Annotated in this window: 22 protein-coding genes; 14 read left to right on the top strand and 8 right to left on the bottom strand. The window is 42.1% G+C overall.

Going from position 1 to position 23,490, the window contains the following annotated elements; genetic code table 11:
• On the bottom strand, positions 1-1,238 hold a 1,238-nt coding region (locus tag ACMHKH_RS10205; RefSeq protein ID WP_413520529.1), incomplete at its 3' end, for a hypothetical protein.
• Positions 1,239-1,479: 241 nt separating this feature from the next.
• Entirely contained in the window at positions 1,480-2,601 is a 1,122-nt protein-coding gene (gene pdxA / locus ACMHKH_RS10200) for a 4-hydroxythreonine-4-phosphate dehydrogenase PdxA (protein WP_413520528.1), read from the bottom strand.
• Between the two features lie 338 nt (positions 2,602-2,939).
• Here pdxA and dnaB point away from each other — a divergent pair, with 338 nt between their 5' ends.
• The 3 genes from dnaB to argF all read left to right on the top strand — a co-directional run bounded on the left by dnaB (position 2,940) and on the right by argF (position 6,727).
• On the top strand, positions 2,940-4,343 hold the full coding sequence (gene dnaB, locus ACMHKH_RS10195) for a replicative DNA helicase (RefSeq protein WP_413520527.1): 1,404 nt from the start codon (positions 2,940-2,942) through the stop codon (positions 4,341-4,343).
• 154 nt (positions 4,344-4,497) lie between these two features.
• Positions 4,498-5,604, top strand: a complete 1,107-nt coding sequence (gene alr, locus ACMHKH_RS10190) for an alanine racemase (protein ID WP_413520526.1) — start codon at positions 4,498-4,500, stop codon at positions 5,602-5,604.
• Positions 5,605-5,809: 205 nt separating this feature from the next.
• Complete coding sequence (argF, locus tag ACMHKH_RS10185; protein WP_413520525.1) at positions 5,810-6,727, top strand: ornithine carbamoyltransferase; 918 nt, start codon at positions 5,810-5,812, stop codon at positions 6,725-6,727.
• A 104-nt stretch (positions 6,728-6,831) separates the two neighbouring features.
• On the opposite strand, the gene rpiA is transcribed toward argF, so the two are convergent.
• Positions 6,832-7,491 (bottom strand): ribose-5-phosphate isomerase RpiA, encoded by a 660-nt coding sequence (rpiA, locus tag ACMHKH_RS10180; protein WP_413520524.1) that lies wholly within the window; start codon positions 7,489-7,491, stop codon positions 6,832-6,834.
• A 331-nt stretch (positions 7,492-7,822) separates the two neighbouring features.
• Here rpiA and ilvA point away from each other — a divergent pair, with 331 nt between their 5' ends.
• The 8 genes from ilvA (at position 7,823) to ACMHKH_RS10140 (ending at position 14,811) form a co-directional block, all read left to right on the top strand.
• Positions 7,823-9,376 carry a threonine ammonia-lyase, biosynthetic gene (gene ilvA / locus ACMHKH_RS10175; protein WP_413520523.1) on the top strand — a complete coding sequence of 518 codons (1,554 nt, stop codon included), beginning with the start codon at positions 7,823-7,825 and terminating at the stop codon, positions 9,374-9,376.
• Between the two features lie 183 nt (positions 9,377-9,559).
• Positions 9,560-10,219, top strand: a complete 660-nt coding sequence (locus tag ACMHKH_RS10170) for an FMN-binding negative transcriptional regulator (protein ID WP_413520522.1) — start codon at positions 9,560-9,562, stop codon at positions 10,217-10,219.
• 54 nt (positions 10,220-10,273) lie between these two features.
• Positions 10,274-10,714 carry an RNA-binding S4 domain-containing protein gene (locus ACMHKH_RS10165; RefSeq protein ID WP_413520521.1) on the top strand — a complete coding sequence of 147 codons (441 nt, stop codon included), beginning with the start codon at positions 10,274-10,276 and terminating at the stop codon, positions 10,712-10,714.
• A gap of 223 nt (positions 10,715-10,937) precedes the next feature.
• Positions 10,938-11,435 (top strand): low molecular weight protein-tyrosine-phosphatase, encoded by a 498-nt coding sequence (locus ACMHKH_RS10160; protein ID WP_413520520.1) that lies wholly within the window; start codon positions 10,938-10,940, stop codon positions 11,433-11,435.
• A gap of 205 nt (positions 11,436-11,640) precedes the next feature.
• On the top strand, positions 11,641-12,681 hold the full coding sequence (gene murB / locus ACMHKH_RS10155; protein ID WP_413520532.1) for a UDP-N-acetylmuramate dehydrogenase: 1,041 nt from the start codon (positions 11,641-11,643) through the stop codon (positions 12,679-12,681).
• Entirely contained in the window at positions 12,671-13,444 is a 774-nt protein-coding gene (locus ACMHKH_RS10150) for a YdcF family protein (RefSeq protein ID WP_413520519.1), read from the top strand. Before murB ends, ACMHKH_RS10150 begins: the two co-directional genes overlap by 11 nt.
• 130 nt (positions 13,445-13,574) lie before the next feature.
• Positions 13,575-13,850, top strand: coding sequence for a cbb3-type cytochrome oxidase assembly protein CcoS (gene ccoS / locus ACMHKH_RS10145; RefSeq protein ID WP_413520518.1), 276 nt, complete (start codon positions 13,575-13,577; stop codon positions 13,848-13,850).
• Positions 13,851-13,986: 136 nt separating this feature from the next.
• The gene (locus ACMHKH_RS10140) at positions 13,987-14,811 is read left to right on the top strand and encodes a sulfite exporter TauE/SafE family protein (protein ID WP_413520517.1); all 825 of its coding nucleotides are present in this window, start codon (positions 13,987-13,989) and stop codon (positions 14,809-14,811) included.
• Positions 14,812-14,919: 108 nt separating this feature from the next.
• Here ACMHKH_RS10140 and ACMHKH_RS10135 read toward each other — a convergent pair whose 3' ends face one another.
• Positions 14,920-16,110, bottom strand: coding sequence for a DEAD/DEAH box helicase (locus ACMHKH_RS10135; protein WP_413520516.1), 1,191 nt, complete (start codon positions 16,108-16,110; stop codon positions 14,920-14,922).
• Positions 16,111-16,347: 237 nt separating this feature from the next.
• Positions 16,348-16,563: a cold-shock protein gene (locus ACMHKH_RS10130; RefSeq protein WP_011513806.1), complete on the bottom strand. Its 216-nt coding sequence runs from the start codon at positions 16,561-16,563 to the stop codon at positions 16,348-16,350.
• Between the two features lie 462 nt (positions 16,564-17,025).
• Between ACMHKH_RS10130 and aroQ the strand changes: the two genes are divergently transcribed.
• Together aroQ and ACMHKH_RS10120 are read left to right on the top strand one after the other, a co-directional pair.
• Complete coding sequence (gene aroQ, locus ACMHKH_RS10125) at positions 17,026-17,562, top strand: type II 3-dehydroquinate dehydratase (RefSeq protein ID WP_413520515.1); 537 nt, start codon at positions 17,026-17,028, stop codon at positions 17,560-17,562.
• A gap of 210 nt (positions 17,563-17,772) precedes the next feature.
• Positions 17,773-19,074, top strand: a complete 1,302-nt coding sequence (locus ACMHKH_RS10120) for an ABC1 kinase family protein (protein ID WP_413520514.1) — start codon at positions 17,773-17,775, stop codon at positions 19,072-19,074.
• A 64-nt stretch (positions 19,075-19,138) separates the two neighbouring features.
• Here ACMHKH_RS10120 and ACMHKH_RS10115 read toward each other — a convergent pair whose 3' ends face one another.
• A complete protein-coding gene (locus tag ACMHKH_RS10115) occupies positions 19,139-19,969 on the bottom strand; it encodes an ion transporter (protein ID WP_413520513.1) in 831 nt (276 codons plus the stop codon).
• A gap of 388 nt (positions 19,970-20,357) precedes the next feature.
• Here ACMHKH_RS10115 and ACMHKH_RS10110 point away from each other — a divergent pair, with 388 nt between their 5' ends.
• Positions 20,358-21,107, top strand: a complete 750-nt coding sequence (locus tag ACMHKH_RS10110; RefSeq protein WP_413520512.1) for a YebC/PmpR family DNA-binding transcriptional regulator — start codon at positions 20,358-20,360, stop codon at positions 21,105-21,107.
• A gap of 89 nt (positions 21,108-21,196) precedes the next feature.
• Here the strand turns inward: ACMHKH_RS10110 and ACMHKH_RS10105 are convergent, their stop codons facing one another.
• The gene (locus tag ACMHKH_RS10105; protein WP_413520511.1) at positions 21,197-21,769 is read right to left on the bottom strand and encodes a methylated-DNA--[protein]-cysteine S-methyltransferase; all 573 of its coding nucleotides are present in this window, start codon (positions 21,767-21,769) and stop codon (positions 21,197-21,199) included.
• Positions 21,770-21,834: 65 nt separating this feature from the next.
• A complete protein-coding gene (gene ftsY / locus ACMHKH_RS10100) occupies positions 21,835-22,746 on the bottom strand; it encodes a signal recognition particle-docking protein FtsY (protein ID WP_413520531.1) in 912 nt (303 codons plus the stop codon).
• Between the last annotated feature and the right edge of the window lie 744 nt (positions 22,747-23,490).

The following is a 23,490-nucleotide window of genomic DNA, read 5'->3' as shown; positions in this document are numbered from 1 at the left end:
CTAGCTAACGATGCTTCCATAACTTTCCATTTCCCGTTTGGGTCAGACCGTACTAAAATATTACCGTCAGAATCTAAGTAATTCGTTATGATTAAGACCTTCTCGTTTATAGTTCTATTTTCTTTTTGAAAGCTGACTTCTACTTCTACTTTCGTAACAACTGGTGCTGTATCTTCAACGCTAAGCACTTTAAACGAGATAGGCGCATTTCCACCATAATCATTTTTTGCTTGTACGGCTTTCTTAGGGTAGACAAACATATTACAGATAAGCTGAAAACTCTGTTTTTGCCAATATTCTAAGAGTTGAGCCACAGCATGTTCGGGTGTGTTTTCTGGCAGACTATCACTCCCGCCACAAGAAGGTAGATAATCAAGATCTGCCATGTTTCTTGGACGCCAAGCTGCTATAGCGTCGTTGAGATTTTTCATTGCTACCCGATGAGTAAGGTACTGCTTCAATCCATATTCTTCTTTTATCTCAGGTTCATCTTTTAGTTTTTCATAACTTTCAGCCCAGTTTCTTGTAGCAAAAAATGCAGCCCAGCATTTTGCTGCGACTATCTTATTGTCGAAAGCAAGTTCTTTCCCATGTAATATACCGTGTCTATATGGAATATTGCATGGACTCTCATTTGTTTTTTTCGCACTTTTTGTCATTATCTTAGCTAAAACTGTCAATCCAGTTTCATGTGCAGCTATAGAATCCCGAATTTCCAAATTAGACTCTTTTGCAAAGAACCCAACATGCCCAGATGTGTCGTCTACCACACCATCCAACAAGCTGAGCAGCAATGGCACACAAGCATGATACCTACCTTCCAAATAATCTATTTCAGCTAATTTTAGAAGTCGTAACCTTTTTTTGAAATGCTTGTGACCTGAAAAACTCATTAAACCTATTCGTATTGTGTCCTTATCATAGGTATCAGCTAGATAATTTTCAGCAATTTCTTTGCCCTTTGCAACATATAAATCAACTGCTGTCGCCATAACATCTAGGCTTATGCTTTCATAAGCCACCCATCCTAATTTTGAGAATATTTCGTTAAACTTATCAGGTGTTTCTTTTGCTTTAGAAAACTGAGGCTCAGTTTCAAGAAACTCTGATAGTGCAGTATGAATGCGAGGGCTGACATATTTAATTAAAGGTATTTTAGAGATGGTTTTTGCTATTTTAAATGCATTGTCTAGTTCCCTTAATGATGCGTTATCTGAAATTTTTGACTTATCATTCATAAGAGTTTCTCAATATTTAAATGGTTTGTAGATTTCTTGGCTCTTAAAAAATGACATTCTCAAATGGTATACCCCAACGGAACCAGTTATTTTACCCTCCAAACCTATTAACAGACCACTTAAAACAGACTGCTATAATCGAACCACTTATATCAGGACGTATTTAATGATTCATAAATAGCTATTATTCACACTAAATTTACCTAATACTAAGTCACAAATCTCGCCAAGGCACCGACACTTATGCAAGAGGTCTATTAATAAGCGATTTATCCGCCATCTCATTTGCCATGGTTAATGCTTGATACAAGCTAGTAGCACTAGCACCGCCGCGTCCTGCCAAATCAAGCGCAGTGCCATGATCGACAGAGGTGCGAATATAAGGTAGCCCCAAAGTTAAATTAACGGTATCACCAAAACCATGGGATTTAAGCACTGGCAGTCCTTGATCATGATACATAGCGATCACCGCATCACAATTCGCCAAATGCCTTGAAGTGAATAGCGTATCAGCAGGCATCGCCTCAGAGATATCTACGCCTGCCTTTATAAACTCTTGTAATACTGGATTAATAATATCAATTTCTTCCGTACCTAAATGCCCACCTTCGCCAGCATGCGGATTGAGACCGCAAACCAATATACGCGGCTGCATTAAGTCAAACTTCTCGCGCATATCATCGATGACAATTTGTACCGTTTGGCGTACATTCTCAGCAGTGATGGCAGCAGGCACATCTTTTAACGCCAAGTGTGTCGTAACGAGTGCCACTTTCATGGCTTCATTAGCAAGCATCATAACGACTTTTTCACAGCCACTTTGCTGCATAAAAAACTCAGTATGACCACTAAACATGGTGCCATCTAGCAGTTTAATGCCTGCATCGATCAGCGCAGATTTTTGTAGTGGACCCGTTACGATAGCGGCAACAGTATTACTTGATGCCAGCTGGTGAGCAATCTCTAATTGCTGAGCGACCATTAGGGCATTATTAATATCAATATGACCTGCGACTACAGGAGCGCCACAAGGAATATCAAGTAGAATAAACGTATATTTATTATGATTTAAATCAGCTGTCTGCTGTGCAATTTGCTCTACAAAATCCTCAGCATTCACTTGTGCCGTGATTATTTGCCACGATGGACAAGTGGTTAACACGCCAGCGGCGACTAATTTATCAGCCCGTGCTTGCATGGCTTCAGCTTCAGCAGTTACCCAGATAGGTCGCGAAAAATCCTGTAACTTACCTTGTTGTGCTAATAGCAGCACCACATCCATACCAATACCAGCAGGCTCTCCAGTTGTGATTAATAGCGGTAATTTTTTTTGCGTATCTTGTATTTCTTGCATATTCGACATAGCAATAGCACCTTTACATTCTTAGTAAATATTTAATTTTATTGTATTTTTTGGTAGAAAAACGAATATCCATATTCATATTATATAGCTGGTTTCTTTACCTATTACAACCCTAATCTAGGAGTTACAGTCGTTTATAGCACCCGAAAAAATCGTATTATGTGTTAAACTTTCGCTTTTCATTGTAGCATCTACAACTAAACATTGAGGTCATGTTTTAATACTTCTACGATAGCGACGCATGGCGTCTTATCTGTTGTATCATCACTCAGCTAAACCCTCGTATTACATAATTTTTATCGCGACTTTTGAAACTGACTTTTTAAAATTAGGCACTCATGGCAGACAACGAAAAAACCGACGACTTACTCAATCAAACACCGCCGCATAATATTGATATTGAGAAGGCACTGCTGGCGTCTTTGATGAGTATCGAAGAGGCATACGACAAAATCGCAGATATCGTCACCAAAGACGATTTTTATGCGGGGCGACACCAGTATATTTTTGATGCCATCGCCCATTTAGCCGTGGTTAATGAACCTTATGATACGGTTATGGTACATGATTGGCTCGAGGCGCAAAAGCTACTCAAAAGTGCCGGCGGTGACAGTTATTTAGCCGATATTTTGAGCCAAAGCCCTGCTACCTTGTTTAACCTAACAGCTTATGCTCAGCGCGTGCGCGAACTTTCTACTTTACGTCAGCTGATTACCACTGGCAATGACATGTTGACCCTTGCCTATAACCCAAAAGACCAAACGGTGAGTGATATTCTGGATACTGTCGAGGGTAAAATCTTTAGTATCAATGAGCAACATAATAAACGTGCAGAGCAGCGCGGTCCTGTTGGTATTACAGCCGTACTGACCAATGTCATCGATAAAATCCAAGAGCTAAAATCAAATCCTGATGGCATGATTGGTCTGCAAACACCCTTCGTTGAGCTCAATAATAAAACCCAAGGTCTGCAAGCAGGTGACTTAGTCATTGTGGCTGCCCGTCCTTCTATGGGTAAAACCACTTTTGCGATGAACTTAGCAGAAGGAATTCTATTTAATGAAGACTTGCCAGTGGTTGTATTTTCAATGGAGATGCCCGCAGAATCTATCGTCATGCGTCTATTATCATCTTGGGGCGCGATTAATCAGACCCACCTGCGTTCTGGGCAAATGAATGAAGATGAATGGGCAAAAATGATGAACGCCATTCAGCATCTGCAGTCCAAACATCTTTATATTGATGATAGTACTGCCCTACCGCCGTCAGAGATGCGCTCACGCTGCCGCCGTATTGCCAAAAACCATGATGGTAAGCTTGGGGCTGTCATCGTCGATTATCTACAATTAATGAAAGTACCCGGCCTAGACGGTAACCGTGTTGGAGAAATATCTGAGATTTCTCGTAGTTTAAAAGCACTGGCACGTGAGCTTGAATGTCCCGTCATTGCGTTATCGCAGCTTAACCGTAGTCTAGAGAATCGTCCAAATAAGCGCCCTATCATGTCGGATTTGCGTGAATCAGGAGCGATTGAGCAGGATGCCGATTTGATTATGTTTATCTATCGTGATGAGGTTTATAATGAGAACTCAGACCACAAAGGTGTGGCTGAAATCATTATCGGTAAACAACGTAATGGCCCTATTGGTACCATACGTTTGGGCTTTGAAGGGCAATTTACCCGCTTTATCAATTTAACCCCAGAGTATTATCAAAATACCAGCTTTGAGAATGATGAATAATGCCTGCTTTAAATAAACGCTCAAATATTATTGATTAATAATTTATAAAAAATAACTTATAATTTATACCAATAGCCAGTGATTTATCAGCCGATGATGAATCACTGGCTTTATACCTTTATTGTTTTATAACTTTTCTAAAAAGAAGATGATTATGCGCACTATCACTATTAAACCTGCCGCCATCACCCATAATCTTAACCAAGTCAAAAAACTTGCCCCAAACTCTAAAGTCCTTGCTATGGTAAAAGCCAATGCTTATGGACATGGCGTGGCAGCTGTCCTACCAGCATTACAGCAAGCAGATGGAGTCGGCGTCGCAACGATGATAGAGGCGCTAGAGGCACGACAATTAGGCTGGGATAAAGCTATTGGTCTTATCGAAGGCGCGTTTACTGTTGATGAGTGGCTGCAAGCGATTGAGCACGATATCTGTTGCGTGATTCATCATGCGCCGCAATTAGAATGGGCGGTAGCGCATATACCGCCTATTAATACCGCCACACGAGTGGTTTGGATAAAGTATAACACTGGTATGAATCGCCTAGGTTTTAATAAAGAAACACTGATTACAGCCGCAAAATCTCTGCACGATGCTGGCTATCAGCTGATTCTGACCACCCATTTTGCCAATGCTGATGACCATAACCATCCTCTAAACGCTATTCAGATTCAACGTTTTAATGACATGCTTAACACCTTGCGAGAAACCATCAGTGCAGATATTAGAGGCTCATTGTGCAATTCAGCTGGTATTGTTAATTTCTCAGAGCATCATCATGACTGGGTGCGTCCAGGCATTATGTTATATGGCAGTGCGCCTGTCATCGATCAAAGTGCGCATGAATTAGACTTACAACCAGCAATGGATTTCAGCGCACAAATTATGGCTCTGCAAACTATTAAAGTGGGCGACGCTATTGGCTATGGTAGCCACTGGATTGCATTAGAAGAGACCAGAACTGCCTTGGTCAGTATCGGCTATGGAGATGGCTATCCACGTATTATTAGTAAAGATGCTTATGTCTCTGTCATCGATGCGACAACCAATAAAAGCTATCCATGCCCAGTACGTGGTAGGGTCGCAATGGATATGATTGTGATTGATATTAGCTCAACACCCAAAAATTTGGCAATAAATAGTAAAGTGATACTTTGGGGTAGTGTCCCGCATGTCGATGAAGTAGCATCACATGCAGGTACCATCGGTTACGAGTTGCTGTGCAGACTAAGCACTCGTCCAGAGCGCACACTAGCTTAATGGCTTTAATTTTGCTACTCAGTCTCAGTTATTAGTATTAGCACCCTTTCATTAGCGCAAAATTCAACATTTACATTGAGAGTAATTACGCTATACTAAAAGTTTGTTGTTATTCCAGTATAAGCGCACTGATGAATTGACGCGATATGATTACTGGCTGACAACCCATCATTTTCATTGACTTTGTTCGACTGCTAGGATTGCTATGAGCTTGCGCCATTTTTTGACCTTATCTGATTTAACCAAACAAGAACTAGAAAACCTTATCAAACGCGCCAGCGAATTGCGCAAGATGCAACACGCGGGCGAGATATATCAGCCTTTTGTGGGTCGTACGCTTGGTATGATATTTGAGAAGTCATCCACTCGCACGCGTATCTCGTTCGAGACCGGCATGGGACAGTTCGGTGGTAGCGCTATTTTCTTATCACCAAATGATACCCAGCTTGGACGCGGTGAACCGTTAGAAGATTCTGCTCGTGTCATATCTAGCATGGTCGACATCATTATGATTCGAACCTTTGGTCATGAAAAAGTGGAAACTTTTGCAAAATATTCAAGCGTCCCAATCATCAATGCGCTAACGGACGAATATCATCCCTGCCAGCTGTTGGCTGATATGCAAACTTACTATGAGCATCGCGGTAGTATCGAAAACAAAATCGTGACTTGGGTCGGTGATGGCAATAATATGTGTGCATCCTACATGCAAGCTGCCCATCAATTTGGTTTTGAGTTACGAGTAGCTGCGCCTTATGGTTTTGAGCCTGACCCTGAGCTGATGAAACGCTTTTCGCATTGCGTGAGCATCGTTGAAAACGTACAAGAGGCGGCGAAAGACTCAAACTTAATCGTCACTGACGTGTGGGCAAGTATGGGGCAAGAGTCTGAGCAAAACACGCGCGCACGCCGTTTCGCCTCTTATCAAGTGACACCATCGCTACTCGATAAGGCAGATCCTGAAGTGGTGTTTATGCACTGCTTACCTGCGCATCGCGGCGAAGAGATATCGCATGATATGCTAGATGATCCACGTTCTGTCGTTTGGGATGAGGCTGAAAACCGCTTACATGCGCAAAAAGCTTTGATGGAATTTTTGTTAAAAGACAAAATAAAATTATAGGCACATTTTTATCAGCTATCTATACAGTGATAGACAGTAAAAAAGGCAGCGCACATAAATTGTACGCTGCCTTTTTAATATTCAGTAGATAAATAAATCACTTATTAACGAGTCAGTACTTCAACCCCATTACTGCTGGCTTTTAACAATACATCGGCTTGATTAGCAGCAAAAATACCGTTACAGACCACACCAACGATATTGTTTAATTGCTGCTCAAGTGCTATTGGATGACTCACATCCAAGTCATAAGTATCTAAAATCACATTGCCATAATCGGTGACAAAGCCTTCGCGGTAAACAGGCTCACCGCCCATACGCGCTAATTGCCTAGCGACATAAGAACGGGCTTGCGGCAACACCTCTATCGGCACTGGAAACTCGCGTCCTAGTATCTCAACGCTTTTACTAGCGTCAACCATACAAACAAATTTATTCGATGCGGCAGCAACGATTTTTTCACGCGTGAGTGCACCGCCGCCACCTTTAATCAACTGCAAATGAGCGTTTACTTCATCAGCACCATCAATATATACATCGAGCTGACCCGCAAAGTTTAAGTCAACAATCTCGATACCAAGCGCGCGCAACTTATCTTCTGTCACCTGCGAGCTTGCAACCGCGCCCGCCAGCTTTACTGTTGGTAATAGCTCAATCAGACAGTTCACCGTACTACCGGTCCCTACGCCAAGTATCATATCATCTTCAATATAGCGTAGTGCGGCGTGGGCGGCGGCTTGCTTTTGTGCTTGCTGATCACTCATCATAAATCCTTGGCAGAATAGACGTATCGTTTTAAAAAAAGTAAATGGTACAAGAGGTAAAATGCGCCGCTATTATAACTGATAGCGATAACCAATGGCTATAACGGAGTAGGCCTGCTAACCACTTTAATTTACCCTTTATTTTTGTTGATATTTTTTATAAGTGCCACTCAATCCTTATAAGGCTATGTCAATTGCTATAGCCTTATAAAAATACGCATGAAAATTGCAATTGCGCCTTGCAAGATGCTAAAAATCAGCATAGGCTAATCTATTTCATTTTTATCTTCATATATCACCTCTTTATTTATCATCTAGATTAGGAACCGTTATGCTGTCACATTGGGTACGAGCCATCTTACAAGCCACCGTCTATGACGTAGCTATTCAAACACCACTTGAAACGGCGCCCAAGCTGACCCAACGTTTTGCTAATGATATTCGTTTTAAACGTGAAGACCTGCAGCCAGTCAAGTCCTTTAAATTGCGCGGCGCTTATAATCGTATAAGCCAATTAAGCGACGAGCAAAAAGCACGTGGCGTCATTTGTGCATCGGCAGGCAATCATGCCCAAGGCGTCGCCTACTCTGCTCGTAAGCTTGCCCTTAATAATATTATCGTTATGCCAACTACTACTCCCGATATCAAAGTAGATGCGGTCAGAGCGCTTGGTGGCAATGTCGATTTATATGGTGATAGCTTCGATGAGGCCAACCGTTACGCCATCGATCGCGCTGAGCGTGAAGGTCTGACCTTTATTCCGCCTTATGACGATGAATTGGTCATCGCCGGACAAGGTACTATCGGACTTGAGCTGACCCAGCAGTGGCGCAATATGGATTATGTATTTGTGGCAGTAGGCGGCGGCGGTCTTATTTCTGGCGTGGCGGCATTTTTAGGTGAAGTTGCCCCGCATGTAAAAGTCATCGCTATAGAGGCTGAACAATCAGCGTGTCTAAAAGCCGCGCTTGAAGCCAACGAGCGTGTCAAACTTGAGCAAGTAGGCCTGTTCGTCGATGGTGTGGCAGTTGCCCAGATTGGTGAACTACCTTTTGATATCGTCCGTATGCAAAAAGGGGATAAATCAGGGCCTGTCGTCGAACCTGAAGTCGTGACTTGTACTAACGATGAAGTGTGCGCTGCCGTCAAAGATATCTTTGAAGAGAATCGCAGCATCGTTGAGCCTGCTGGCGCGTTGCCAGTTGCTGGAATGAAAAAATACATTGAAGCTCACAATCTACAAGGTAAAAACTGCGTCGCTATCATTTGCGGTGCCAATATGAACTTCGACCGTCTGCGCTATATCGCTGAGCGCACTGAGATTGGTGAGAAAAAAGAAGCCATCTTTGGCGTGACTATTCCTGAGCAAACGGGTGCTTTCTTAAATTTCTGCCGTAGCTTACATGGACGTAATATCACTGAGTTTAACTACCGTGCAGATAGCAAGAAGTCACCCGACTCTATGGAACCTGCAGCCATCTTCGTCGGTATCGCATTAAAAGAAGGCGATAAAGAGCGCCAAACTATCCGTACACAATTGGCATCTGATGGCTATGAAGCACATGACTTGACGGATGATGATGTTGCCAAATCACATATCCGTCATTTGATTGGTGGTCATGCGCATGTTGAAAACGAGCAGTTATTACAAGTCACTTTCCCAGAACGCCCCGGCGCTTTATTGACCTTTTTAGAAAAATTGGGTGACGATTTTAATATTACGCTTTTCCATTATCGCAATCATGGCGCAGCTGAAGGTCGTGTATTGGTCGGCTTGCAAGCCTCTGAGAGTAACTCTCGCCAGCTGCAAGATGCCCTTCTTGATATTGGTTACGACTGCACCATGCTCAATGATAATATTGGCTATCAGTTGTTTTTAAAGTAGGTTCATAAGTTGATAAAGCAGCATAGATATAACAACGCTCATGGAATACTATAAGCGACCTCTGTTTTTAGGCGTGGTCGCTTCTTATTGTTAGAAGCTAAAGTTAGAAAACAATATTAAAAAACTGATGTTAGAAGCTGTCGTTAGCAACCGATGTTAACAACTTGATATATAGAGAATATGATGCACACCCCTTCAGTCTTTTGTGAAGAAGATTTCGATAATATAATCGACTTTATCGCAGCGAAGCCCTTAGCGACTATCATTGCTCAGACCAGTAATGGCATCGAAGCTTGTCATATTCCTTTATTCTTCTATGAAGAGCACTCTGATTCTGACAGTAAAAAACGCTACCTTTATGGTCATTTTGGTCGCAAAAACCCTATTTATTTGGATGCACTCGTAGATAGTTCATGGTTAATTATCTTTCAAGATACTGGTCATTACATCAGCCCTAATTGGTATCCAAGCAAAGCAAAAACCCAAAAAGAAGTTCCGACTTGGAATTACCAAAGCATACATATTCAATCTAGAATTGAGATGCTTGAAGATTCTGATACGTTGAAATGGATATTAGAAACTATGACGGCGCAGCAAGAAATTGTATCAGAGAATTTTTGGTCATTGGAAGATGCGCCTACCGCTTATATCGATGCTATGTGCCGAGGTATTATTGGTTTTAGACTCACTATAGACTCTATCCAAGCTCAGTTTATATTAAGCCAAAACAAAACAGCAGAAAATATCGCAGGTGTGATAAACGGCTTAGAGCTGTTAAATACGAAAGATGCTGCAGAAATGGCTGTAACAGTTGCTAACCATAATAGCCGAGTGCCCTTTTAATTAGCAAAAAGAACACCATTATTATCTTACTTGATTGATATTTATGAGGTTTTAATGAGTAAACACAATAAAAACCATAATCAGCCCAGTCATAGCCAAGCTAATACGGCGCGTATGCGGCTTGATAAATGGTTATGGGCGGCGCGCTTTTATCGTACACGCACCCTTGCTAAAGAAGCCATTGAAAGTGGCCGCGTACATTATGCAGGTAGCCGCGTAAAGACCAGCAAAGAGATTACTATTGGTGATGAGTTGCAGATTCGTCAAGGCTCAGCCACTGCCATGACTGAAAAGACAATCGTTGTTGAAGCACTAACATCGCAACGCGGTAACGCAACAGCGGCTGAAATTTTATATTCAGAGACTGAAGAAAGTGAAGAGCGCCGCGCCTATTATGCTGAGCAACGTAAACTTGCCAACCTTGCCCGTCCAGACAACAAACCCAATAAAAAAGAGCGCCGAGATTTGCAGCGCTTTAAAAGCAATCAAGACTAGATATGTTGGTAAAACCAGCAAGCACATCACACTATTTTAAATAATAATAGAGTCAGCAGTTATGCATGAACTACTGACTCTCTTGTTTACTCTCTACCCTTGCCATTCAAGGCATTAACCGTTACGCTATCATCCATTACTTTACTTGATAACATGCTTATAAATCACATCTTCAATGCTGATTTTGATAGCATGTTTTTTTATTGCGACAAAAGGTCATCATATGCCAATTAAAGCATCTACTCCCTCATCTGTATTATTGGTCTGTTTGGGGAATATCTGCCGTTCACCAACTGCTGAAGAGATTTTTCGTCAGCAAGCAGCGATTGCAGGGCTGTCAATGAAGGTAGACTCGGCAGGAACTGGGGATTGGCATATTGGGCACGCACCTGATGAGCGCGCGCAGCGTCATGCCAAAGCCCACGGTTATAACATCAGTAAGCTGGTCGGACGCCAAGTCAGTGTTGATGACTTTCACAATTTTGATTTAATTCTAGCTATGGATGCGCAAAACCTAGCGGATTTGCAGGCAATTAAAGACAATATAAGCAACACCGATACCAAGTTAGCCAAACTGGCTTTATTTAGTGAGGAGGATCCCACTTACGGCGGTGACGATGTGCCAGATCCATATACTGGTGATAGCGATGCTTTTGAAGAAGTGATTGAACGCATCGAATCAAGTGCACAAGCTTGGATTGAAAGTTGGAAGACTGCCTAGTAATAAAGCGCTATATTTCTGCTACCTTTATGTTTAGCATCCTTTATAATAAACATCATATGATTTTTGTTTATTTGTCAGATTAGGCTACGTTATGACTTCAGCTTCACGCCTTGATTGCCACACTCAACGTGCTTTAACGACTGATGACTTACCAGCGGACTTATTAAACCGTTCAATAACTGATTTGTCACATAGTAATACCATGGCATTGGCATGTCTTGCTGATTCTGTCGTCATATTGACGGATGAGGTGCAGCTTGATGCTTTCATGACGAACTATGCAGAAGATACAAAGCATCACAAGCCATTATTCGTACTATCTGGCGGTAGCAATGTGCTATTACCAGCAAAGCTGAATGCGATTGTCTTACGACCACAAATGCGTGGCATAAAAGTAATAGCGCAGACAGACGCTTATATTGATATCGAGGTAATGGCAGGTGAAAACTGGCATGACTTGGTAGTATATACGGTCACTAAAGGCTGGTATGGACTTGAAAATCTTGCGCTAATACCTGGTCTGACTGGCGCAGCTCCCATACAAAATATCGGCGCTTATGGCATGCAGCTAGAGGACTGCTTGCAGTCTGTACGTGCTTATCATTTACCAAGCCGAACATGGCATGATTTGAGCGCAGTAGACTGCGAGTTTGACTATCGTGATAGTATGTTTAAACGTCAGCCGAATACGTGGCTAATCAGCCGTGTGGGCTTTAGATTACATACTGATGCGACAAAAGTGCGGGCAAGCTATGGTGATGTACAAATAGTTGCACAGGACTATGCAGCGCAGCACGGTCGCAGCAAGCCGACGCCCGCTGATGTGATGCATGCTATCATTGAGATTCGTCAGCAAAAGCTGCCTGACCCAAAACACTTACCAAATTGTGGCAGCTTTTTTCAAAATCCTATTATTCCTCAAGCGCAATTTACCGCGCTACAATCTTATTATCCTACTATCGTTGGCTATCCAATGCCGGACGCCATGACTAAAGTGGCAGCTGGTTGGCTTATAGAACAAGCCGGCCTAAAAGGCGGTGGTATAGCGCCAATCGTCACCCATCAGCAACAAGCACTGGTATTGACCAATCACGCGCCGTATATTGCCACCAAACAAGATGTCGCTGCTGCGCAAAAATATATTGCCGATACGATCTATGAAAAGTTTGCGATTCAATTGTCGCGCGAACCAGTATGGGTAAATACTAACGGCTCTATCGGATATAAAGAGCATGTGGTCTAAACAGTCATGGTCGACGCGATTGTGGCGGTCTTACTTACGCTCAGCTGAGCGCATGGTGAAGCTATTTCGTATTATTAATGCCACGTTTTTGCTAGGTGCGACGACGGTTATTTTAGTACTTATCAGTTTATTTACGCCGCTATTTTCTCAAGCAGTGATCTATATATTGGCTCTTCTACCACTACCAAAAATGCCTCCTGCGGCTATGAGCTCTCCGCCTACCGCTTATGTGGTCTTAGGCGGCGGGCTGACCAATGATAATAATAACCAAATTATCCTTAATCAATATAGTCTTAATCGTGCGCGTACTGCTGCCACAGCCTATCACGACCTGCCTTTACCAATCGTACTTAGCGGTGCTGAAGCGCCTTGGCTTGGTCAATGGCTGATTGAGCATGGTATTGATGGACTCATCAGCGAAAATGCCAGTATGAATACCTGCGAAAATGCCCGCTTTACCGCAAAACGCATTCCCCTTTATCATGTTTATCTTATCACTGACCGTTACCATATGGCGCGGGCGCGTAGACAATTCGCTCTAAACGGTATCAATAGCACCGCTATCAACGCCCCTTTACCCGTCAGACGTGATTGGAGGGAGCCAGCACAAAACTTAAGCCATTCGCGGCGTGCGGTTTATGAAACTGCTGCCTACCTACGCGATGTGATACGCCCTCAAGCAAATTGCCGAGAGGCTAAAGAAGTGACGTCGCAGCAGTTATTAACCCCAAGAGGCAAGGTGGCAAAAGCATCTGATGAATAGCGTTTGCTATTTATTTGAACAATCGCCATTTGATAAGTATCTACTCCGTTAATTTTATTACTACAGGTTGTCCAACACAATTTCGTTAAGTGTATAATAATAAAACAAACTGCTATAAAAGAGATGTGCCATGCTTAGTATATTTTTATTAATTCCATTAAGTCTCATGCTGTTTGTGGTCGCGATTTGGGCTGTACGTTATGCGGTAAAATCTAATCAATTTGAAGATTTAGATAACGCCTCACAGCGTATTATCTTAGACGATCGTCAAGAGCGCCGACAAGTGATGCAGGCGCAGGAGTCTATTGACCCTAATCAAAAAGTAGATGAAAATAATGACCTTGCCCCAATTGAAAAATCATCTCATCCGATAAGTGATTCAGACAATAGTGCTGATAGCGACTAAACTCATGTCTCAAATACAAACAAGCACTCAAAAATATAGTTTCAATTTATATTGCCGATGTGTTACCTACTTATTTCACCTATATTTTAGAGTGATAAGTTAGTGCGCCTTTTACCGTTCTTAGGAGTGTCTTTCCATGACCATCGCTTTACTCGTTGCGGCATTATTAATGGGCTTTTTTGGTTCACCGCATTGCTTAGGTATGTGTGGCGGCTTAGTGACCGCCTTTGGTCTGTCAATGAAAGAGGTCAGCCCTGCCAAGCGCCGTGCATTGGTCGCGACCTATCATTTCGGTCGCTTGAGCAGCTATGCTTTTTTGGGTTTGCTCGCAGGACTGATAGGTACTACCGTCTTACAGCCATTGATGCAAGGCAATAGTATGCCTCGTATCTTACTTGGTTTGGTATTGGTGTTTGTCGGCGTGACCATGCTTGGTGCACCGTTCCTAAATAAGCTTGAGCGTTTTGGCATGCGCTTTTGGCAGTACCTAAGCCCTATTCGTCAAAAAGTGTTTCCACTAAACACCTTTCCGCGAGCATTGTCAGCCGGTCTGCTATGGGGATTCTTGCCTTGTGGCTTAGTGTATGGCGCTCTGCTAATTGCTGTGGTTGCACACAATCCACTTAGCGGCGCTGCCTTAATGTTCGTCTTTGGCTTAGGAACTGTACCGATGCTGGTCGCTACTCATGAGACCGTCGGTTGGTTAAGGGATAAAATTGGACGTTTTCGCTTGAGACAGCTTAATGGCGCTATTATGGTATTGTCTGGCTTAGCTGTCGTTTTCGTTCCTATTGCTATGACCAATATGCATGGCGATGGTCATAGCATGGGTATGGAGCATAGCGGCGATCATATAATGATGATGAATGACGCAGGTGACACCACCAATCACGATATGAGCCAGATGGATCATAGTATGCATAACATGGATGATGACTCAGCAACGATGGATCACAAGTAATAGTTAAGTTTTCTCACTATAGACAAAAATATATCATCAAAAAAAGCCCTTATTTATTAAGGGCTTTTTTATATTCAACGATTTCAAAGCTTTATTAACAACAATTCATTAAGGCTGCCATTGCTCAAGCTTAAACTTAGTATCCAAATGCTTCTCTAATGCCGGTATATTAAAGGCATCATCTTCACTGACAAAGCTAATACTAATACCAGTTTGCCCAGCACGACCAGTACGACCGATACGGTGTACATAATCATCCGGCTGATCTGGCAAGGTATAGTTAATGACATGGCTAACATCATCAACATGAATACCGCGCCCTGCCACATCGGTCGCGACTAGAACAGAAGCATGACCATCTTTAAAGCGCTGTAGATATTTCTCGCGTTTTTGCTGAATCACATCACCTGATAACATAACAATTTTGTGTCCTTGACGCAGCTTATGATACAAACGCTTAACTTGGTCTTTACGATTGGCAAAAATAATGACCTTCTCTACCGCGCTATCGGTAATGATACGCTCAACTGCTTCTAGTTTCTGATCTTCAGTTAATAGGTAAAAATGTTGATCGACTAGGTCACTGGTTTTTTGCTCAGGTTCAATTTCGACAAACTCTGGCTCATGTAGCCAGCGATAAGCCAAATTCATCACATCTTGGTTAAAGGTTGCCGAGAACAATAAGCTTTGACGATCAGTATTAGGCGGCATACGACCGACTAAACGCTTAATATCAGGGATAAAACCCATGTCGAGCATACGATCAGCTTCATCTAATACCAGCACTTCCACCCGATCCAAGTAAACCATGCCTTTATGCATTAAATCAATCAGACGACCAGGCGTTGCAACCAAAATATCAACATATTGACGTTCAAGCTCATGCTGCTGGGTTTCATAATTGGTGCCGCCCATAATACAGACGCTGTGCAAAGAGGTATATTTGGTCAAGGCAATACAATCATCAAAGATTTGCTGAGCGAGCTCGCGGGTTGGCGCCATAACGACGGCACGTGGCTCACCTAAATGGCGCTCTTCATCAGCAGCAAACGGACGCTTAAGTAAGGCTTCCATAATCGTCACTAGAAATGTGGCTGTTTTGCCAGTACCGGTTTGTGCCTGTCCGATTGCATCTTGATTTGCCAATGTATGTGGCAGTATCTTGGCCTGAATAGGCGTCAGTTCAGTAAAACCTAAGTCACTTACTGCACGCAAGGTCGCTGCTGAAAGTGGCAAATCCGTAAACGTCGTAAAGTTACTCAAAAAAATATCCTTTTGTATAAATCGCTTGTATATCATTTATCAATGATAAATGACAGGGAATCAAGAAACGGTAAGGCTTATAAATAATTTATTTTATTTATGAAGCTGAAGCCTTATAAAACTGATAAGCATAAAAAAGCCAAGCACTATGTCAATACTTACTGAATATGCTGCATTGAACTCAACATAAGTAAGACAGGACGGGCTTGACTCAGTAGTATATCAGTAGTTTGTACAGACATTATAGCTAAACTACACGAATGACTGTCGCGATTACTCTTCTACTTTTCTGACTTCTTCAGCTTGTAGACCTTTATCACCTTCTACAACGCTAAATTCAACCTTTTCGCCATCTTTGAGAGAGCGATAACCATCACCTTGGATCGCGCGGAAATGCACAAAAATATCTTCTCCGCTATCACGTTGAATGAAACCAAAGCCTTTTGAGTCATTAAACCACTTAACGATACCTTGCTCACGAGCTGACATAATATTACTTCCTAAAAAGTTTACTTAGTCCCAAATTCCTTTGCATCATTGCATATAAACGGATACTAAGATTATGAAATCAAAATTTAACAGTGACTATCCTGTATGCTATCGGCAATATAAAATCAACGAATTGACTTTTATGAGTTCACCCATAGCGCCTTTACCATATGAGATAAAAAGCATTAACCACTCTTTTATCATCAAAAATGGACTTAGCAACAAACACGTAATATATGTTGTGTAAAAAATATCATAGCACGGGTTTTTAGCAACACAAAGGTTTTTAATATGATTTTTATAACTTAGGCTATTTTTATCGTTTATTATTTTATAAATGAACTTACAAGCTGTTATGATAAAGGGATAGCGAGCACTCTAAACTCTCAAACCTATTATTGTCGTACGCTTATATAAATCAAAAATGATAAAAAAGATTACTGTCTATCCATCGAGACCCTTATGACTACCTCCTCTCAATCAGCAGCACTGACAAATACTACTCAACAAAACTCAAATAAAACCCTAACTCATAAATTATTATTAGTTAATGGCGTCAATCTAAATTTACTTGGTAAGCGTGAGCCTGATATTTATGGTCACACGACCCTTGCTGATATTGAAAAGGCGTTAATAGAGCGCGCAGCAGCGCATGGTATTGAGCTGATTTGTAGTCAGTCTAATCATGAAGGCAAGCTGGTCGATGACATTCAGCATTATGGTTTATTAGCAGAAGCAAGCGCACAAGTCGATGCCATCATCATCAACCCTGCTGCCTTTACTCACACATCTGTTGCGATACGCGATGCGCTACTCGCCACCCAAAAACCCTTTATTGAGGTGCATTTATCGAATGTCCACGCACGCGAGTCGTTTCGAGAGCACTCTTACTTATGTGATGTGGCAGTTGGGGTAATTTGCGGGTTGGGGCAGTTGGGTTATCATATGGCACTGGATTATTGGCTGACCCATACTTATGCGATAACATTGAATAAGTAACTTTTTAAAATAAATAGTCTTTTGAAGTAATGAGCTTTTGGCGTTGATAATTTATATCTCAATAGTATTGATAAAAGCCTCATACAATTATTATGAAAGTCTTATTAAGATAGCGCTAGAGACATTATTGGCACAGTCGTTAAACAGCATTTATTTAATTAAAACAATAAAATCAGGGGTTAGAAAATACCCCACTATACGGTGATAGGCATGGCAAAATCGTCCGGAGCACGCTTTATGAAACTCGCTGGCATGACAGCAAGCATTGCCGGCAAAGCTGCGAAAAACTCCCTAAAGCATCTGTCAAGCGACGAAGAAAAACGCCTACAAGCGCGTTCGGAATTGATGCAAGATGTTGGTATTCAAATCGCTGAAACGCTTGGTGAGATGAAGGGTGCAGTAATGAAAGTGGGGCAAATTGCCTCGCAATACAAAGATGTATTCCCGCCTGAGGTAGCAACTGCATTAGAGAAGCTACAAAAAGATGCGCCAGCAATGCCGTATGTGCAAATACGAGCGCAGGTTGAGCGTGAGCTTAACGCCCCTATTCATGAATTGTTTACTGAATTTGAAGAAGTACCCTTTGCAGCGGCTTCCATCGGACAGGTACACCGAGCAGTTTTACCATCTGGGCAAAGGGTTGTGGTCAAAGTTCAATATCCTGATGTCGATAAAAACTGTGATAGTGACCTAAAACAAGTGCGTATGGCGCTAAAAATCGCTGGCGTACTCAATATGAGTAAACAACTACAAGAGCAGCTATTTCACGAGATTCGCCAAAGCTTACATGACGAGCTTGATTATATTAAAGAAGCACATAATCTGCGAGTATTTGGAGCTTTTCATGCCGAAGATACTGGGCTTATTATCCCAAAAGTCATCAGCAGCCATTCTTCTAAGAGAGTTTTGACCTTGACGGAAGAGAGCGGCGAATCGTTGACAGTAGCAGCAACATGGGATAATGATATCAAGCAAAAAATCGCTGTTCGCCTGTTTCATTTTACGGCAGGACAGCTGTTTGGCTTATATCGAATGCACTGTGACCCGCATCCCGGCAACTTTGCCTTTCGTGCTGACGGCAGTGTCGTTGCCTATGATTTTGGTGGTATTCGCAGCTATAGTAACAGCGAAGTGCAGCTATTCCGCCGCTTTGCTAAGCATGCTTTAAAAGGTGATGTGACAGCACTTGAGCAGGATTTGATTGCGCTTGATATTCGCCGCGAAGACGATAAAATCGTACCTGGCGAGTTTTATGAAAGATGGTTAGAGATTGGGCTAAAACCTTTATCTATAAAGCCTTATCAAGAAGGTGCTTTTAATTTTTCAACCAGTCAAACTCATCATGAAGCCATCGCCCAGATGCGTACTTCTTTAAAATACTTTGGACAGTTTCAGCCATCAGCCGCTACGATGATGCTCGACCGCACAATATCTGGGCAATACTGGAATCTCGTCAACCTCGGAGTAACGATAGATTTATCGCCTTTAGTCCATGAATATATAGAGTTTTAGAATTTAGAGTATTGCTTGCAAAGATTGAATAGCCACAAATTTATAAAATCAATGTCAATGATAGCTAAATATGAAGTGCATGCCCACAGCGATCACAAAACTCTGCGCCAACTGCATGACCAAATTTACCACAGTTTGGACAGGTTACAGGATTGAGCTGCGGACGCATACTACGAGCCAGTTCAGCAGTAAAAATACCCGTTGGTACGGCAATAATAGCATAACCAGCTATCATCACCATAGATGCAATTGCTTGTCCAATAGGCGTCTTAGGTGACATGTCGCCATATCCGGTTGTGGTTACCGTTACCACTGCCCAATAAATAGAGACTGGAATACTAGTAAAGCCGTTTTCTGGTCCTTCTACGACATAGACGATAGAACCAAAAATAGTCACTAATAAAACCAGTGATAAGAAAAAGACAATAATTTTTTGTTGACTGGTCTTAAGTGCGGACGCCAAAAACCCTGCTTGCTGCATATAAGCTTCAAGCTTAAGGACACGAAACACACGTAAGATACGCAGTATACGAATAACCAGCAGATATTGAACGCCGCCAAATATTAGACTTAAGTAACTTGGTAATACGGACAATAAATCCACTATCCCAAAGAAGCTAAACGTATAACGAAGGCGATTTGGTGCTGAAAACAATCTTAAGCCATACTCAATGGTAAACAAAATGGTAAAAAACCACTCTGCATAGCGAAATAGTGTGCCATATTGCAAACGCATATATAGTACGCTATCTAGCATCACTACAGCCACGCTGGCTAAAATCGCAAACAATAATACGATATCAAACAGCTTACCCAAACGAGTATCTGTGCCTTCAATAATAATATGAATACGGTTGCGCAAATGCGTAAGGGCTTCGGTAGTCGGTTGTTTCATAGAGTCAATCAAATCACAGGATCAATGGTTATATAAACCGAAGATTTAGGCCTACGTGGGTGAGCTAAAATTGGTCAAAATACGCCAAAGTGGTTTATAATATGAGTACCAGCGTTATAAATCATATTTAAAACAAGATGATTCTCTACAGCGCGCGGTTACTAAAATAATAGTCGACCGCAGCTTAAAAGCCAGAAAATAGCAGTGTAGCAAAAAAGCGCTATTAACGACATACAAATCGTTAACTGAGTGATAGATTGATTACCTTAAGCTTACTGCTCAATCATATAAGTCATATCATAAAAACATCTCAGCAGATATAAAAGGTTTTTATTCATAGCCTTTTTGTTCTTACTATTAATAACCCGTAAAAAATTAAGGATGTCATATGGCAGGCCATTCAAAATGGGCAAATATTAAACACCGTAAAGCCCGTCAGGATGCGGTAAAAGGTAAAATATTTACCAAGATTATTCGTGAAATCGTTTCTGCTGCCAAGCAAGGTGACCCCGACCCCGATAAAAACCCGCGTTTACGTGCCGTCATTGAAAAAGCTTTGTCAGTCAATATGACTAGAGATACCATCAATCGTGCGGTAGCTCGCGGTACGGGCGGCGATGACAATGACAATATGGACGAAGTTAGTTATGAAGGCTATGGTATCGGCGGGGTCGCGGTCTTAGTTGAGACCTTGACTGACAATCTAAACCGAACAGTGAGTGAAGTACGTCATGCCTTTACCAAAAACGAAGGCAATCTTGGCACTTCAGGTTCAGTCGCTTATCTATTTAATAAGCGCGGTGAAATCATCTTTAATGACACAAGCTTAGAAGATGAGATCATGCTGGTCGCGTTAGATGCAGGCGCCGTTGATATTGAAAATGATGGTGAAAGCCTTCTTGTCATCACTGAATGGGAAAATTTCGGTCAAGTTAAAGATGCCTTAAATGCGGCAGGACTAGTGTCTGATAATGCTGAAGTTACCATGGCACCGCCTACCAGCGCTGAGATCGATAATATCGATGACGCGCTAAAAGTGATGAAAATGATTGATATGTTGGAAGATATCGACGACGTCCAAGAAGTTTATAGCAATGTGAATTTTTCAGATGAAGTCATGGCACAGCTTGAACAGTAATTTTCATTGATTACTAAGCACGAAAAAGCCAAACGTTTTTAGCGTTTGGCTTTTTTCAATTGATGAGAACACAGTTTTACATGGCTTTATTATAATTTACATCTCACTCCTTCCAAAGCCAATAAGTACTCCTTCTTGTCTAATCCGCCTGTATAGCCACCAAGTTTACCATCGCTAGCAATGACTCGATGACACGGAATGATAATACTGAAAGGATTTTTACCATTAGCATTGGCAACGGCGCGATAACCTTTTGGATTACCAACACGCTGAGCGAGTGTGGCATAACTAATAGCTTCACCGTGCTTGATGTCTTGTAACGCTCGCCATACCTGCTGCTGAAACTCAGTGCCCAACGACACATCTAAGGGTAAATCGAAATTCTCACGTTCGCCCTTAAAATACTCGTCCAACTGTTTTATAGCCTCTATTAATAGCGTTTGAGCAGAATTAGTTTTGCTTAGGCTATCCTTGTCGATAAAGTTAAAGTCTTGATCGACAAGTCTGTAATGCTTTTTGAGTTTAGGAATAGATTTTGAGCTATGCCAAGAGTCACCTGCCAGCAGCCAATTAACCTCAACCAGCTTAGGACTGCTATATTCATTGGCATTCGCAATTAATGTGAGCTGATAAGATCCAAAAACGGCTGTGGTGACTATCATGACGACTCCTTTCAAATCGCTATCTCTTTAAGACTTAAGTAGTGGCTAAAATAAACTGCTGATCGCTATTCTTTAGCGTCAGTCTCAAACAAGGCGGCGACAAATTGTTTTGGGCTAAAGGCGCGCAAATCATCAATCGACTCACCAACTCCGATATATCGAATAGGCACATCCGTGGTTTCAGCGATATTAAAGACCACGCCGCCTTTTGCCGTACCATCAAGTTTGGTAATGGTAATACCCGTCAATGGCACGACTTTATTAAAGAGTTCAACTTGGTTAATCGCATTTTGACCAGTACCAGCATCGAGGACAATCATCCCCTCATGCGGCGCGCTTGGATCGGCTTTACGCATCACGCGTACCACTTTTTCAAGCTCTGCCATCAGGTGGGTTTTATTTTGCAAGCGTCCAGCAGTATCAGCTATGAGTACATCAATATTTTTTGCTTTAGCAGACTGCATGGCATCAAAGATGACCGAAGCACTATCAGAGCCATGACCTTGCGCCACCACTGGGATATTATTGCGCTCACCCCAGATTTGCAGCTGTTCAGTGGCGGCCGCACGGAAGGTATCGCCGGCAGCGAGCATCACAGACTTACCCTCGCCTTGTAAGCGCTTGGCAAGTTTACCAATCGTTGTCGTCTTACCGACGCCATTAACCCCGACTACCAAGATAACAAAAGGCTTTTTACTGGTATCAATGATAAGCGGTGCAACTTTTGGCGTTAAGATATCAACCAGTTCAGTTTGCAGTGCTTTATATAATGAATGCGCATAAATCAAATCGCCACGGGCTGTCTGTTCAGTAAGACTTTTGATAATACGATTGGTGGCATTGACCCCGATGTCAGCAACTAAGAGCTGATCTTCGACTTCCTCTAACAGCTCATCATCGATTTCTTTGCCACCGATAAGAATATTGACCATACCTTCAGCTAGATTCTTACGAGACTTACTTAAACCGCTTTTCATGCGGTTAAACCAGCTGCCTTTTTTACTATCTTCCTGATCTTCATCTTTCTGAGCTACTGCTGTCGTTTGCTGTGTCTCAGATAGTACGTTGCTTGAGGCAGCATTATTAGCTGTAACACTTGTATGTTCGCCTAACTGCTCTTGCAGCGGCATGGTTGGGATTTTGGCTGCAGAAATAGACGGCGTGATATTGTCTATATTATTGGTATTTGAAAAGCTTTCTGAAGTACTTTCAGTCGTGCTGCGCTTTTCTGTCATGATAATAGGCGCGCCCAAAGCAATATTTTCTGCCGCATCAGAGCTTGATACTTGCTTATTAATAGTAGGCGTGGCTTGCTGATTCTGATCGCTTGCTGAACTTTCCTCAATAGCCGCTTGTGGGGCTACCGCCTCTTTAGGCTCATCAACGATGGGGACTGATTGCGCCGGCAGACTGGGTAAGGTAATATCATCGTCATCTAAATCATCAAGAGCGCCATCAAGATTGATGACCACACGATTGCTATTATTGGGGTTATTCATAAGTTTGCCCTAAAATTTATCATTATCGGTAATGTGTTTATTTTAAAAGTTAATCTGTCTGGCGCAAGCTTGCTATTAATTTAGCAAAAGATATTTTTAGCTTAGTTTAGCATAATTCAGGTGCTGCTCAGTCTTTAGCAGCTTAGAACGCAGTCAAATACTCATAAATTATAAAGTGGCATTGAAGGCAGCTTACCTGCTATATAGAAACTCTACGCTATG

Source organism: Psychrobacter glacincola (assembly GCF_965118485.1).
GTDB lineage: Bacteria > Pseudomonadota > Gammaproteobacteria > Pseudomonadales > Moraxellaceae > Psychrobacter > Psychrobacter glacincola_D.
The sequence above is the reverse complement of the archived record's forward strand: the minus strand, read 5'-3'. Positions and strand labels throughout refer to the sequence as shown.